12 protein-coding genes and 2 pseudogenes are annotated in these 14168 nt (G+C 64.4%); 1 reads left to right on the top strand and 13 read right to left on the bottom strand.

Going from position 1 to position 14168, the window contains the following annotated elements; all coding sequences use genetic code 11:
• Window positions 1–9: 9 nt before the first annotated feature.
• From KDD17_RS08110 to KDD17_RS08065, 10 genes and pseudogenes are all read right to left on the bottom strand, one after another.
• Window positions 10–651 (bottom strand): SDR family NAD(P)-dependent oxidoreductase, encoded by a 642-nt coding sequence (locus tag KDD17_RS08110; protein WP_212706076.1) that lies wholly within the window; start codon window positions 649–651, stop codon window positions 10–12.
• Window positions 652–691: 40 nt separating this feature from the next.
• Window positions 692–958 (bottom strand): type II secretion system protein N, encoded by a 267-nt coding sequence (locus KDD17_RS08105; protein WP_212706075.1) that lies wholly within the window; start codon window positions 956–958, stop codon window positions 692–694.
• A gap of 118 nt (window positions 959–1076) precedes the next feature.
• Window positions 1077–2560 (bottom strand): annotated as a pseudogene (gene purF, locus KDD17_RS08100) (amidophosphoribosyltransferase).
• Window positions 2561–2694: 134 nt separating this feature from the next.
• Complete coding sequence (locus KDD17_RS08095; RefSeq protein WP_212706074.1) at window positions 2695–3804, bottom strand: sensor histidine kinase; 1110 nt, start codon at window positions 3802–3804, stop codon at window positions 2695–2697.
• A 72-nt stretch (window positions 3805–3876) separates the two neighbouring features.
• Window positions 3877–4434 carry a CvpA family protein gene (locus KDD17_RS08090; RefSeq protein ID WP_212706073.1) on the bottom strand — a complete coding sequence of 186 codons (558 nt, stop codon included), beginning with the start codon at window positions 4432–4434 and terminating at the stop codon, window positions 3877–3879.
• Window positions 4435–4459: 25 nt separating this feature from the next.
• Window positions 4460–5826: pseudogene (radA, locus tag KDD17_RS08085) on the bottom strand (DNA repair protein RadA).
• Window positions 5827–5908: 82 nt separating this feature from the next.
• Window positions 5909–6703, bottom strand: coding sequence for a DNA repair protein (locus tag KDD17_RS08080; RefSeq protein WP_212706072.1), 795 nt, complete (start codon window positions 6701–6703; stop codon window positions 5909–5911).
• 143 nt (window positions 6704–6846) lie between these two features.
• The gene (locus tag KDD17_RS08075; RefSeq protein ID WP_254796931.1) at window positions 6847–7311 is read right to left on the bottom strand and encodes a paraquat-inducible protein A; all 465 of its coding nucleotides are present in this window, start codon (window positions 7309–7311) and stop codon (window positions 6847–6849) included.
• Complete coding sequence (gene alr / locus KDD17_RS08070; protein ID WP_212706070.1) at window positions 7295–8329, bottom strand: alanine racemase; 1035 nt, start codon at window positions 8327–8329, stop codon at window positions 7295–7297. Before alr ends, KDD17_RS08075 begins: the two co-directional genes overlap by 17 nt.
• 45 nt (window positions 8330–8374) lie before the next feature.
• The gene (locus tag KDD17_RS08065; protein ID WP_212706069.1) at window positions 8375–9163 is read right to left on the bottom strand and encodes a DUF1194 domain-containing protein; all 789 of its coding nucleotides are present in this window, start codon (window positions 9161–9163) and stop codon (window positions 8375–8377) included.
• Window positions 9164–9295: 132 nt separating this feature from the next.
• On the opposite strand from KDD17_RS08065, the gene KDD17_RS08060 reads away from it, so the two are divergent.
• Complete coding sequence (locus tag KDD17_RS08060) at window positions 9296–10612, top strand: alpha/beta hydrolase family protein (protein WP_212706068.1); 1317 nt, start codon at window positions 9296–9298, stop codon at window positions 10610–10612.
• Between the two features lie 109 nt (window positions 10613–10721).
• On the opposite strand, the gene KDD17_RS08055 is transcribed toward KDD17_RS08060, so the two are convergent.
• The 3 genes from KDD17_RS08055 to pyrC all read right to left on the bottom strand — a co-directional run bounded on the left by KDD17_RS08055 (window position 10722) and on the right by pyrC (window position 14141).
• Entirely contained in the window at window positions 10722–12221 is a 1500-nt protein-coding gene (locus KDD17_RS08055; protein WP_212706067.1) for a replicative DNA helicase, read from the bottom strand.
• A gap of 140 nt (window positions 12222–12361) precedes the next feature.
• The gene (locus KDD17_RS08050; protein ID WP_212706066.1) at window positions 12362–13039 is read right to left on the bottom strand and encodes an orotate phosphoribosyltransferase; all 678 of its coding nucleotides are present in this window, start codon (window positions 13037–13039) and stop codon (window positions 12362–12364) included.
• 70 nt (window positions 13040–13109) lie between these two features.
• Window positions 13110–14141, bottom strand: a complete 1032-nt coding sequence (pyrC, locus tag KDD17_RS08045; protein ID WP_212706065.1) for a dihydroorotase — start codon at window positions 14139–14141, stop codon at window positions 13110–13112.
• Between the last annotated feature and the right edge of the window lie 27 nt (window positions 14142–14168).

Genomic DNA, 14168 nt, shown 5'->3' with positions numbered 1-14168 from the left:
GGCAAGCGCTCAGAGGCCAAGCTCCGCGATGATCCGGGCGGCCTCTGTGTGGCAGTCGGTGAGGCGCGCGCGGTCCTCACCGGGGTAGAAACGCGCGCGGGTGGCCGTGGGCATCGGCACCGGAGTGGCGATGTCGATGCGCGGGCCGGTGCGCGCGCTCTCGGCCTGCCAGCTGCGTGCCAGGGCCATCTGCGCGGATTTGGACGCGCCATAGCTGGCAAAGAACTTCTGCCCGGCTTGTGGGTCGTCAAAGAATACCGCGCGCCCCTCGGTGCCCAGCAAAGGCGCCACATAGGTGATGAGCCGGGCGGTCGCGGTGACATTGCTGTCAAGCGATTTGGCAAAATCGCGTTCGTCCACATGCGGCGTGGGCGTCATCGGGGCGGCGTGCACCGCGCAATGGATCCAAAGATCCAAGGACCCCCAGCGATCAAAGATTCCCCGGCAGAGCGTCTGCATCGCGCCCGCGTCGGTCACGTTCATCGGGGCGAGCGTCGCCTCGCCGCCCTTTGCCTTGATCCGGTCGTCAAGCTCTTCGAGCGCGCCGACGGTGCGGCCCACGGCGATGATGTGGTGGGCGGGGGCCAGTGCCTCGGCCAATGCGGCGCCAAGGCCGCGCGAAGCGCCGGTGATCAATGTGGTCTGTGTCATGGGCGGGATATGCGGCCGCAACGCCGCAGGGTCAAGGGGCCTAGCCTGCGGGCAGGCGCAGGATCTGCTGGCGGCCCATGCGCGACAGCACGACACGGTCGTCGCCGATGGCCTCGACCCGCCCGCCCGCGACGGTATCGCCGACGCTGACGGTCTGGGTATCGCCTCGCGGCAGCAGGATTAGCGCCGAGGGGGCGGCTGAGCTGCCGAACACGCCCAGAAGGGCGGTGCGGGGCAGGCGCGCGCTTTCGGTTGCGTTTTCGCTCACTTCGGGCGGGGTCGGGGTGCCATCGTGTTCGGTGGCCATTGGGGTCTCTCCTGATCTGCGTTGGCGCGCTGATAGGAGGGTTCGCGGGCGCCCGAAAGGGGGCGCGCGCGGGGTCGGCAAAGGGCTGCTTATCGGCTCTGCAAGAACCCGCCGAGCGTTATTCGGCGGCGGGTTTCATCACAAATCCATCCTCGACCTTGTCGGCTGGCGTGACGGGATATTCGCCCGAGAAACACGCGTCGCAGTACTGCGGGCAGTCCTTCTTGCGCCCCTCGGCCTCGCCCACGGCGCGGTAGAGCCCGTCGAGCGAGATGAACTTGAGGCTGTCGACGCCCAGATGATCGCGCATCTCGTCCTCGGTCATGGTCGCGGCGAGCAGTTTCTCCCGCTCGGGCGTATCCACACCGTAGAAACACGGCCAGGCGGTGGGGGGGAGGCGATGCGGAAATGCACCTCGGCGGCACCGGCGTCGAGGATCATCTCCTTGATCTTGCGGCTGGTGGTGCCGCGCACGACCGAATCATCCACGAGGATCACGCGTTTGCCCCGGATCAGCGCGCGATTAACGTTGAGCTTCAGGCGCACGCCCATGTTGCGGATCTGCTCCGTCGGTTCGATGAAGGTGCGGCCCATGTATTGATTGCGGATGATCCCCATCGCGTAGGGGATGCCCGAGGCGAGGCTGTAGCCAATTGCCGCAGGCGTGCCGGAATCGGGGACCGGGCAGACGAGATCGGCGTCGACGGGGCTTTCCTTGGCCAATTCGCGGCCAATCGCCTCGCGCGTCTCATAGACCGAGCGGCCGCCGAGGATGCTGTCGGGGCGGGAGAAATAGACATGCTCGAAGATGCAGAATTTCGAGGGCTGTGGGCGGAAGGGGAAATGGCTCTCCACGCCCTTGTCGGTGATGACGACCATCTCGCCGGGTTCGATCTCGCGCACGAATTCCGCGCCAATGATGTCGAGCGCGCAAGTCTCCGAGCTGAGCGCCCAGCCGTCGCCGATGCGGCCCAGCACCAGCGGGCGCACGCCCAGCGGATCGCGCACGCCGATCAGCTTGGTGCGGGTCATGGCGACGACGGAAAACGCCCCCTCGACCCGGCGCAGCGCGTCCTCCATCCGCTCGGGGATGGTGCGTTGCAGCGAGCGGGCCATCAGGTGAATGATGCACTCGCTGTCGGAGGATGATTGAAAGATCGAGCCACGCTCGATCAGCTCGCGGCGCAGGGCGTTGGCGTTGGTGATGTTACCGTTGTGGGCAATCGCGGCCCCCCCCATGGCAAATTCGCCAAAGAAGGGCTGCACGTCGCGGATCGCGGTTTGCCCCTTGGAGCCTGCGGTGGAATAGCGCACGTGGCCGATGCCCAGCGGGCCGGGCAGGGTTTCCATCACCTTTTGGGAGGTGAAATTATCGCGCACGTAGCCAAAGCGGCGTGCCGACTGGAAGCCTGCGGCGGGATCGTGGGTGACGATGCCACCCGCTTCCTGTCCCCGGTGTTGCAGCGCGTGCAGGCCGAGGGCGACAAAGTTCGACGCATCCGCAACGCCGACAACGCCAAAAATACCGCATTCTTCCTTGAGCTTATCCCCGTCACCGGCATCGGTGAGATAGGTATGATCGAACGGATGCGCGGGGGGCATGGATTTGGGAGGGGTCTGGGACACGGGGGATGCAAGCTCCTGATACCGGCGGGACACGCCCTGTCTCTTAAGCGGCCTTGCACCGAGAGTCACGCCGCGATTGCGCATTTGGGGCGCCGCGTCGCAGGCGCGCGTCAGGAAGCGCGGGCGTGCGGGCTGGCGGCGGCGCGTTTCAGGGGCTGCGCGCCCTCGCGCGCGCTGAGCACCTGTGCGGGCAAGGTCAGCCGTATCAACCCGCCGCCATTCTCGGGCAGGTTTTGCGCGCTGATCGTGCCGCCGCGTGCCTTGATCAGGCGTTGGATGCCCAACAGACCATACCCACTGTCGACCCGGAATTCCCCGGTTTGCAGGAACAGCTTGCCGGGGTTGTCAAAGCCGCTGCCATCATCCTCGACGCGCATTTCGACAAAATCGCCGCTGGCCGGGATGACGGTGCAGCGGATATGCATCCGGTCGCGCTGGCCGTGTTTGATCGCATTCTCGAAAAGATTGCGCAGAACGATCTGGAATATCGGCTTTTCCCCCGTGAGCGCCAGCGAGGTGCAGCTGAAATGATGCAAGCGCTGCGGATCGAGAATGTCGCGAATGTCTTCGACGATGTCCGCCACGTCGAACAGGGCAAGCTGCCCTTGCGGCTTGAGCGCCATGGCGTGCTCAAGCACGTCCGAGATCAGCGCCATGGATTTATCCGCTGTCTCGCCCAGCATGTCGATCAGGTGCAGCTTGCCGTCCCCCTGGTCGACAAAGTCCTCGCGCAGCATTTCGGTCAGCATCATCACGTTGCGCATCGGGGCGCGCAGATCATGGGCGGCCATGTTCACGAATTGCTCGACCTCGCTGCCGAATTCCTGCAATTGCTGCTGCGCCTTTTGCGCGATCCATTCGACCGAGACATCCTCGGCGCTGCCGATCAGGCGAAAGACGCGGCCCGCCGCGTCGCGCTGCGGAAACAGCGTGGTGCGCACGATGCGCAGCTCATCCCCGATGGGCAGCTCGAATTCGTAGCGGCGCAGCTTGCCCTCGGCGATGGTGCGGCGTTGCTCGTCAACCGCCGACTGGCCGTAGTCGCTGCCGAACACCTCCGCCGAGGTCCGTCCGACGAAATCCGATAGCGGCCGGTTGAGCCGCAGGCGCGCGGCCTTGTTGTAATGGGCATAGACGGGATCGGCACCCGCGCGCACGTCCAGCACAAAGATCGGCGTGGGCACGCAATCAACAAGCGCAAAGAGGTCGTCAATCGCCATGGTGTCAGCTCCGGTTCAGTATATCTTCCGGGCTAACACCTTTGGTCTAAAGCTTTGGTAAAGCGGGTCGGATCAGCTGGCCGAGCAGCTCGAGACCAGCTCTTCGTATTTGCCGGTGATCCAGCCGAGGGCCTGATCGGGGTCGGAATTCTGGATGTCCTCGGCGTAGCTACCGAACACTGCGGACGAGCGGCTGTCGTCCACGATGGTGAACTGCTGGCCGGTGATGACGGTGGAGTAGACAAAGAACGCGATCGCCACCAGCAGGATGCCGCGCGCCACGCCAAAGATGAATCCCAGCGCCTGATCGAACCCGCCAAAGATCGAGCGCTGCACAAGCGACGAAAACAGCGGCGTGAAGAGCGAGACGATCACCAGCGTGATCGCCAGCACCAGCGTAAACGCCCCGATGATCGACAGCTCGCAGCTGTCGGCAAGGAACTCACCCACCACCGGCAGCTCGCGCACCAATGGCTCCACCTGCGGGGCAAAGAGATAGGCCAGCACCGTGGCCGCGATCCAGCCGACGATGGCCATCAGCTCCCGCACGAAACCACGCCCGTAGGCCAGCAGCGCCGAGATGACGATGACCAACGCCACCACGCCATCAATGATGGTAAAACCTTCCATGCCTGTCTGCCCTTCTTGCGCGGCGCTACCCTGCGCCGAAAATTTCACCCACGAAACCGGTCAGATCGGCCATGGGCCGCATCGTGATCCCATCGACGCCCACGGACTTCCCCCCCCTGGGTGCGATGGCGCTTGTAAAACCAAGTTTCTGCGCCTCTTTCAACCTGTTTTCGGTCTGGGTGGCGGGGCGCAGCGCACCCGACAGGCTAAGCTCCCCGAATACAACGGTTTCGGCGGGCAGGGCGGCGTCCTCGCGCGCGCTCAGAAGGGCCGAGGCGACGGCCAGATCGGCGGCGGGTTCGGTGATCTTCATGCCGCCCGCGACATTGAGGTACACATCAAGCCCCGCGAAGGGGATGCCGCAGCGCGCCTCGAGCACCGCGAGGATCATCGCGAGCCGCCCGCCATCCCAGCCCACGACCGTGCGCCGCGGCTGGCTGTGGGGCGAGGGGGCGACGAGCGCCTGTATCTCGACCAGCACGGGGCGGGTGCCTTCGATCCCCGCAAAGACCACCGATCCGGCGGCGGGCTCGCCGCGTTCGGACAAGAACAGCGCGGACGGGTTGGAAACTTCGGCCAACCCGCGCCCGGTCATCTCGAACACGCCGATCTCATCGGCGGGGCCAAAGCGGTTCTTGACCGAGCGCAGGATGCGGAAGGGGTGGCCGCGCTCCCCCTCGAAATAGAGCACGGTGTCGACCATATGTTCGACGACGCGCGGGCCCGCGATCTGGCCCTCCTTGGTGACATGGCCCACCAGCACGACGGAAGTGCCGGTGCGTTTGGCAAAACTGGTCAGCTCATGGCTGGCCGCGCGGACCTGACTGACCGAGCCGGGGGCCGACTCCACATTGTCGGCCCACATTGTCTGGATCGAATCGATGATCGCAAGGTCGGGGCGTTCGGCGTCCAGCGTGGTGAGGATGTCGCGCAGATTGGTTTCGGCCCCAAGCTTGACCGAAGCCTCCGCCAGCCCCAGACGGCGCGCGCGCATGCGGACCTGCGCGGAGGCTTCCTCACCCGAGATATACACGACCTTGAGCCCCTTGTTGGCAAACGCCGCCGCCGCCTGCAAAAGCAGCGTGGATTTACCGATGCCCGGATCGCCGCCTACCAGCGTGGCCGAGGCCGCGACCAGACCACCGCCCAGCACGCGGTCCAGCTCTGACAGGCCCGACATGGCGCGGGGCGGGGGGCTTCCTCGCTCGCCAGATCCATGAGCGCCATGGCCGATCCGCGCCGTGCGCCCAGTGATTTGGACGGCGGCCCGGCGCTGAGCGCCTTGTCCTCCTGTATCGTGTTCCATTCGCCGCAATTGTCGCAGCGGCCGGACCATTTCGGGAATTTTGCCGCGCAATTCGCGCAGGTGAAAGTGGTGGTTGATTTTGCCATGCCCCTAGTTGCCGCAGCGCGCGGGCGGGGTCAAAGGGGTTTGTCGGGTGGGAGCAACTTTCGCGGCCGGGGGCCTCGGGCGCTACTCTGCCGCCTTGGGCATCTCGTAGACGGTATTGTCCAGCGCGATCGGGTTCAGCGGGGTATCCGCCGGGCGATTGTCGACGACCCGCTCGCGGCCCAGCTGCGGCATGATCTCGTCCATCTCCTCGCGCAGGCGCGCCAGCTGTGCGGCGGCCACGGATTCTTCCAGCTCGACCTCGTGCAGCCAATGCTTCATCTCGGTCGAAATCCCCTTGGCCTGCTCAAGCCGCTCGTTGAAGAGGGCCAGCTCTTCCTGGCGCTGCTTGAGGAAGCTGCGGGCGCGCGCGATCTTGTCGTCGGAATAGACTTCGGCCAGTTCGCGGCTGACATGGCTCATCTGCGCGGCGGTCTCCAGCAGGGCAGGCTCCAGATTGCTGAGGTCGGGGTGGTCGCGCAGATAGGCCAGCCGTTCGCGCACACTGTCGAACTCAGAGCTGAGGCGGAACACCTCGCCACGGTCAGCGGCGTGTACCGCCCCGTAGGCGCGCGCGACATCGTCCATGGACATCGCAAAGCTGCGATGCGAATTCTCAAGCTTCATGATCCGCGCATTGGCGGGCAGGAAAAAGCACACGGCAGCCGCGAGCACGGTCAGGAACAATTGCAGATACATGCCCGCGTTGTCGACCGGAGCGCCGCCGACGGTGAGCGACAGTTCAGCCCAGGGCCAGAAACCGAGTGCTGCCATGATCGAGGCGGTCGTCAGCGCCGCCGCGCAGGCGGCGAAAAAGACCAATGCGGCGCGTTGCAAAAGATATTGCAGAAAAAAACCAATGGATTTCAAAACAGACATAATGTTCCCCACCGCAGTGTATCGGCAAAACCTTGCCGATACTACGCTTAAAGTAGAGTAAGGTTCCCGTCCCGACCTGCAAAGAGAAAATTAACCAATATCTCGCAGCTGTGACACGGATTGTCGGTACAAGGCGCTGAAATCTAGCGATTCTCGTGTGATTGTTGCGTTTTATGGCTCACCCACAGGGACGCGAGTACGCAAAAGGTAAAGAGGTACAACCCCCAGGCGGTCTCGATCCGCCCGACTCCGATTCCCTTTGCCAATGTGACATAAAGCGCAATCAGGAAGACGTCTGCCATCGCCAGCTTTCCGAGGATCCTCAATGCGGGCAGCCCGCGCGGACCGATCGCGCCGAAATGGATGAGTGTGAGGCAAACGGTTTTCAGCATCGGCGCCACCAGCGCAAAAAGCGCCACGATCAGCGCCAGAAACACATCAGAGGCCCAAAGCGACTGCAGGCCGGTGAGCACTGAAATCTCCTTGAGACCAAAGAGCGGCAGCAGCCCCGCGCGCATTAACGGCGCACCCCAGGCGATGGGATAAAGCACCAGCAGCGCGAGGTTGAGCGCGCGGACCGGCGCGGCAGGCCTAATCGCGCCAGACACGCTCATAGCGCCCGCCAAGCCCGGTGAGGATCTCGTAACCGATGGTCCCGGCAAAACCCGCCACCGTGTCGACAGACTGGTGCAGGCCGATCAGTTGCAGGCTGTCGGGCGCCTCCGGCAGATCGGTGACATCCACGGTGATCAGATCCATCGACACGCGGCCAACGACGGGCACGGCCCGGTCGCCGCTGTGCAGCTTCGCGCGCGCGCCCATGGCCCGGATCAGCCCGTCGGCATAGCCCGCCGAGATCGTGGCGATGCGCGAGGGGCGTGCGGCGGTCCACGCATTGGCATAGCCGACCGTCTCGCCCACGGCAACGTCGCGGATCTGGATCACCGGAATATCGAGCGTCACCACCGGGCGCGCATCCACGAAGGGCAGACCACCGTAAAGTCCGATCCCCGGACGCACCAGATCGTAGTGAAACGCCGACCCCAGCAACGTGCCCCCCGTCGCGGCAAGCGAGCGCGGCGCGTCGATGCCGGCCGTCATCTCGTCGAAGCTGCGGCGCTGCTGGTCGTTCATCGGATGCCCCGGCTCATCCGCGCAAGCCAGGTGCGACATCACCAGCGTGGGGTTCTGCGCAAGGGCGATATCGCGCAGGGTGGACCATTCGCCCGGCTCCATTCCCAACCGGTTCATGCCGGTATCGAGTTGCAGGCCAAAGGGGTGGCCGGGCAGGGTTTCCACATGGCGCAAAAGCTGGTCGATGGAATTGATCATGGGCACCAGATCGGCGCCGCGGATCGCCTCCCCGTCGCCCGCCATATGGCCCGAAAAGATCGAGATGCGCGGCCCCGATCCAAGCGCGCGGCGCAGCGCAACGCCTTCGGACGCGGCGGCCACAAAGAATTCCCGTGCGCCCGCTGCCGCCAAAGCGGTGCCGACGGCCCCCGCACCGAGGCCGTAGCCGTCAGCCTTGACCACGGCGGCGGTTTCGACCTGCGCGGTGCGCGCGAGACTGCGCCAGTTGTCTACAAGGGCGGAACGGTCGATTGTCAGGGTCGCGGTGCTCATGCGCCTTCTAAAGACGGCAGCGGCGCGCGCGTCAAGCCGGGTGGCCTAGGGAATGTCGAAATAGCTGCGGTTCTGGCGCCACATCTTTTCGCCCACAAGGCAATCGTAGCCCTGCGCGCGATAGGCTTTCTCAGGCGAAGATCGCGGCACAAGGCCCGCTATTTCCAGCACCATCTTACGGGTGACAGCGGCGGGGAAGGCATCCCATTGCAGGACCGGCACGACAAACGCCCCGGGCCCGCCGATCACGCAATTGGTGTAATAGATGTCGAGGTCGGGAATGCCCCAGATCTCGCTGAGCGCATCGGTGGTCATCAGCGGCAGCCCGTTGATCGTGATCCCGCGCGCCAGCACCTCGTCCCGCGCGGCGCGCACGGGCAACCCCATGTTGTTGGGCCCGTCGCCCGAGATGTCGATGACCCGGCGCAGCCCGTCGAACCCGTTGCTCTCGATGCTGTCGGCCGCCGCGCGCAACGCCGAAGAGATCGAGGTGCGCCGCAGCCCGCCCTCGTAATGGGCGGTGATCCGTGCTGCGACCGCCGCGGCCCCCGCAGGATCGGAGACTTCGGTCCAGGGCACGATCACCCGCTGCTGCCCGTCGCCGGCCCATTCGATATAGGTCAGCGCGATACGCCCCAGCAGCCCGCCCGTAATCGCCTTGATCACCGCGTCCGATCCCAGCGCCTCGGCGTAGCCGCGCCGTTGCAGCTCCAGCTCGGCGGGCGACATGGAGCGGCTGACATCCACGGCCAGTACCAGCTCGACATCCACTTCGCGCGCGGCAAGGGGCAGCGCGGTAATCAGGCACATGAGCACGGAAAGGACAAAACGCATGACGCCAGCATGTCCGATGTGCGCGCATCTGTCCAATGTTTCGCAGAATGAACGGGCGCGACGTCACCGCACGGGCGGGTTGTCGGACGCGGGGGAGCGGGTACACTCATTTCCATCAAAGGGAGAGAGAACATGACATTCGCAAAAATCAGCAGCCTGCCGCTTGCGGTCCTCGCCACGGGGACCATGGCACTGGCCAATCCCATCGACACCCAGCTGCCCAACGCGCCCGAGCTTGCCGCCTACGGCGATCTGCCCGTGGGCGTGCGCACGGTCGAGATGGTGAACCCCGATCAGATCAATATCCTTGCCATCGATCCGGCGGCAGACAAGCCCGCCGAGATGCCGCGCTACGACCGTCCGCTGACGGTCGAGGTCTGGTATCCGGCGGTCGCCGATGCGGTGGGGGAGACAGACTACCGCGCGTTCCTGCGCGACGGCACGACAGAGGTCACGCTGACCGGCCGCGCGATGCGCGATGCGGCCCCGGCAGAAGCGGGTGAGAGCGCCTATCCGCTCGTGCTCATCAGCCACGGCTATCCCGGCAACCGTTTCCTGCTGGCGCATCTGGCGGAAAACCTGGCCTCAAAGGGCTATGTGGTGGCGTCGATTGACCATACCGACAGCACCTACCGCACGCAGGCGGCGTTCGGATCAACGCTGGTGAACCGCTCGCTCGATCAGCTGTTCGTGCTGGAAGAGATGGCGAAACTGTCGCAGGAGGGCGATCTGGCCGGGCTGTTTGACGCGGAAAACACCGGGCTGATCGGCTATTCCATGGGCGGCTACGGTGCGGTGATCACGGCGGGCGGCGGCGTGACCGAAGCCTCCGTCGGCTACCCCTGGGGCGCACCGCACGGCACGTTGGGCATCCATCAGGCGGGCTCCGAGACCCACGAGGCGCTGCCGGATGACCGGATCAAGACCATCGTGGCCTTTGGTCCCTGGGGCATGAACACCGGATTCTGGGATGCCGAAGGGCTTTCCGGGGTGCAGGTGCCCGCGTTCTACATTGCGGGATCGCAGGACGACGTGTCGCTGTACGAGAACGGGGTGCGCGCGATGTGGGAGAATACCTCATCGGTCGAGAGCGCACTGCTGACCTACGTCAACGGCGGCCACAACGCCGGCGCGCCGATGCCCGCCCCTGCGGAGAGCTATTATTTCAACGAAGACAAGGGCTTTGACATCTCCGAACATTACACCGATCCGGTCTGGAACACCGCGCGCATGAACAATATCGCGCAGCATTTCGTGACCGCCTGGCTCGATGAGCAGCTCAAGGGCGAGGCCGAGAAGGGCGCGTATTTCGATCTGGTGGAAAATTCCAACGACGGGGTGTGGTCGGTGAACGACGACGGGTCGGAAAAGGAAGACCACAGCCACTGGAAAGGCTTTGCGCAGGGCACCGCCAAGGGGCTGATGTTTGAGGTCAAGACGCCTGAGTAACCGACGATCCGGCGTAGCGTTCCTTCGGTGCGCTACGCCGCGCCGCTAACCGATTTTTTCGAAAAAATCGGATCGGAATTTTCGAAAATTCCGGGCCCCGAAGCGGGCCTTAGAATTCGGTCTCGCCGCCGCTGTTTTGCTGCCAGGGCTGCACCAGGTTGCCGAAGCGCGTGAAACGACCCTCAAAGCTCAGCTCGACCGTGCCGATCGGACCGTGGCGCTGTTTGCCGATGACGACCTCGGCGCGACCGTGCAGACGCTCCATCTCGTCCTGCCAGACCGCCATCTTGTCGAGCTCGTGATCGCCGGGTTTTTCCCGCTCTTTGTAATACTCTTCGCGGAACACGAACATCACCACGTCGGCGTCCTGTTCGATCGATCCAGATTCGCGCAGATCGCTCAGCTGCGGACGTTTGTCCTCGCGGTTTTCCACCTGACGGCTCAGCTGCGAGAGCGCGATCACGGGGATATCGAGTTCCTTGGCGATGGCCTTGAGGCCCATGGTGATCTCGGAAATCTCGTTCACGCGGTTTTCGGATTTGCCGGTGCCGCGCACCAGTTGCAGATAGTCGATGATCAGCACGTCCAGCCCATGTGTGCGCTTGAGGCGCCGCGCACGGGCGGCAAGCTGGCTGATGGGCAGGGCGGGCGTGTCGTCGATGTAGAGCGGGCAGGCCTCCAGGGCCTTGGCGGCGTCCACAAAGCGGCGGAATTCGCCCTCGGTCATGTCGCCGGAACGAATCTGCTGCGACGGGATTTCGGCGGCCTCCGACAGGATCCGCGCGGCAAGCTGTTCGGCGCTCATCTCGAGGCTGTAGAAGCCCACAACACCGCCGTCCACGGCCCCTTCGGTCCCGTCAGGCAGTTGCCCGCGTTTGTAGGCCTTGGCCACGTTGAAGGCGATGTTGGTCGCCAGCGACGTCTTGCCCATCGACGGGCGCCCGGCGAGGATCAGCAGATCGGAGCGGTGCAGACCGCCCAGTTTCTTGTCCATGTCGATGAGCCCGGTGGAGACACCCGACAGGCCGCCATCGCGCTGGTAGGCCGCGTTGGCTACATTAACCGCGTCCGTTACCGCCTTGAGAAAGCTTTGAAACCCGCTTTCGACCTGGCCTTGCTCGGCCAGTTTGTAAAGCTCTTGCTCGGCCTCGACGATCTGCTCGCGCGGCTCACTGGCGACATCGACGGTGGCTGCCTTGGCCGCGATGTCACGACCCAGCGCGATCAGGTCGCGGCGCACCGACAGATCATAGATCATCTGCGCGTAGTCGCGTACCGCAAAGGCCGAAATCGCGGCGGAGGCGAGGCGGGCGAGATAGGCAGGGCCGCCAAGTTCCTTGAGGCCCTCGTCGTCCTCCATGAACGCCTTGAGCGTCACGGGAGAGGCGAGGTTGTTCTTGGCGATCCGGGCGGCTGCGATCTCGAAGATGCGGGCGTGCACGGGGTCGTAGAAATGCTTGGGACCGATGATCGACGCAATGCGGTCGTAGATGTCGTTATTGGTCAGGATCGCGCCCAGCAACTGCTGTTCGGCCTCGATCGAATGGGGCATCGTTTCCGCCGCCTGCACGGCGATACCTGCGGTATTTACGGATGAGATCTCGTTCATTCTTGCCCCCTGATTTTGTTCCGCCGTCTTACCGAACGGGGTCTGGCGGCGCAAATTGTATGTTTTTGTGGATAAGCCGGGCAAACGGTCGCCGCCCCTACATAATGGGGCAGCAGGCGGCATTTCGTCAAGTTGTGGGGTCAGCCCTTGCGGGATTCTTGCCATTCACGGGGAGAGGTGAGGAATTTTTCCACCTCCGCCAGCGTCTGGGGTGTAAACGATTGCTGCGCTTTGGCCTCGGCCAGCACATCCCACCATGTGCACAGATGATGCAGGGCCACGCCGTGATCGCCGAGGGTTTTCTGCGTCTCGGGGAAGATGTCGTAATAGAAGATCACGGCCGTGTGGGCGCAGCTCGCCCCGGTCTCGCGGATCGCGTCCACAAAGCTGAGTTTCGAGCCGCCGTCAGTCGTCAGATCCTCAACGAGCAGGACCCGCTGGCCTTCGTGCATATCGCCCTCGATCCGCGCGCCCTTGCCGTAGCCTTTGGGTTTTTTGCGCACGTAGGTCATGGGCAGGCCCATCCGCTCGGCCACCAGCGCGGCAAAGGGAATGCCCGCCGTCTCGCCGCCCGCGATGTTGTCGAACGCCTCGAAGCCCGCGTTGCGCATGACGGTGACGGTCAGGAAATCCATGAGCGTGGCGCGGATGCGTGGATGGCTGATGAGTTTGCGGCAATCGATATAGCTGGGCGACGGCAGGCCGGAGGCAAGGGTGAAGGGGGTGTCGGTGTTGAAATTGACGGCGCCGATCTCCAGCAGCATGCGCGCCGTGAGGCGGGCGATTTCGTCGGGTGTGGGGTAGCTGGTGGGGATCATCGCGGGCGTCTTTCCTGTGGGGCGGCTGTCGGGATTCAGGTATTTTTGAAAGGGTGCAGGGGCGGGGCGTTCAGGCTGTCCAATGCAGGGGGATCTGCGGATCGAAGACGGTGACGGGGCCGTCGGGCGTGTCGATGTGATCGGGGTGCTCGGGTGTTTCGCGCACGAGCGTCAATGTCGCCTCATTGGCGGGCAGGCCGTAGAAGGCGGGGCCGTGCAGGGAGGTGAACCCTTCGAGCCGGTCGAGTGCGTCGTGATTCTCGAACACCTGAGCTAGGATCGACATCGTGTTGGGCGCCGTGAAGCAGCCCGCGCAGCCGCAGGGCAGCAGTTTGTTCGCATCGGTGTGCGGGGCGCTGTCGGTGCCCAGAAAGAAGCGTGCTTCACCGGAAGTTGCGGCGGCGCAGAGTGCGCGGCGGTGTTCTTCGCGTTTGGCGACGGGCAGGCAGTAGTAATGCGGTTTGATACCGCCCGCGAGGATGTGATTGCGGTTGATGACCAGATGGTGCGTGGTGATCGTTGCCGCAAGATTGCCGTTGCTGGCACGCACGTAGTCGACGGCGTTGGCGGTCGTGATATGCTCCATCACCACCTTGAGGTCGGGGTGATCGCGGCGGATCGGGTCGAGCACGCGGTCGATAAAGACGGCTTCGCGGTCGAAAATGTCGACATCCCCATCGGTGACTTCCCCGTGGGTGCACAGCGGCAGGCCGATGCGGGCCATCGTCTCGAGCACGGGGGCGACTTTGGCAAAATCGCTCACACCGGAGGCGGAGTTGGTGGTCGCGCCTGCGGGGTAGAGTTTGACCGCGTGCACGAGGCCCTCGGCGTGGGCGGCTTCGACATCCGCCGGATCTGTGTTTTCCGTCAGATACAACGTCATCAGCGGCGTGAAATCAGCGCCCAGAGGCAGTGCGGCCATGATCCGGTCGCGGTAGGCGCGGGCGTCGGCAGCGGTGACCACGGGGGGCACCAGATTGGGCATGATGATTGCGCGGGCGAAATGCGCGGTGGTATGCGGCAGCACGGCGCGCAGCATGTCGCCGTCGCGCAGGTGCAGGTGCCAATCGTCGGGGCGGCGGAGCGTCAAGGTCTGTGTCATGACTGGCGTGCTAGCACGGCTTGCGCG

The sequence above is a fragment of the Sulfitobacter albidus genome (assembly GCF_018200035.1).
GTDB lineage: Bacteria > Pseudomonadota > Alphaproteobacteria > Rhodobacterales > Rhodobacteraceae > Sulfitobacter > Sulfitobacter albidus.
Note: the sequence above shows the minus strand (reverse complement) of the source record. Positions and strands in the feature narration are given on the sequence as shown.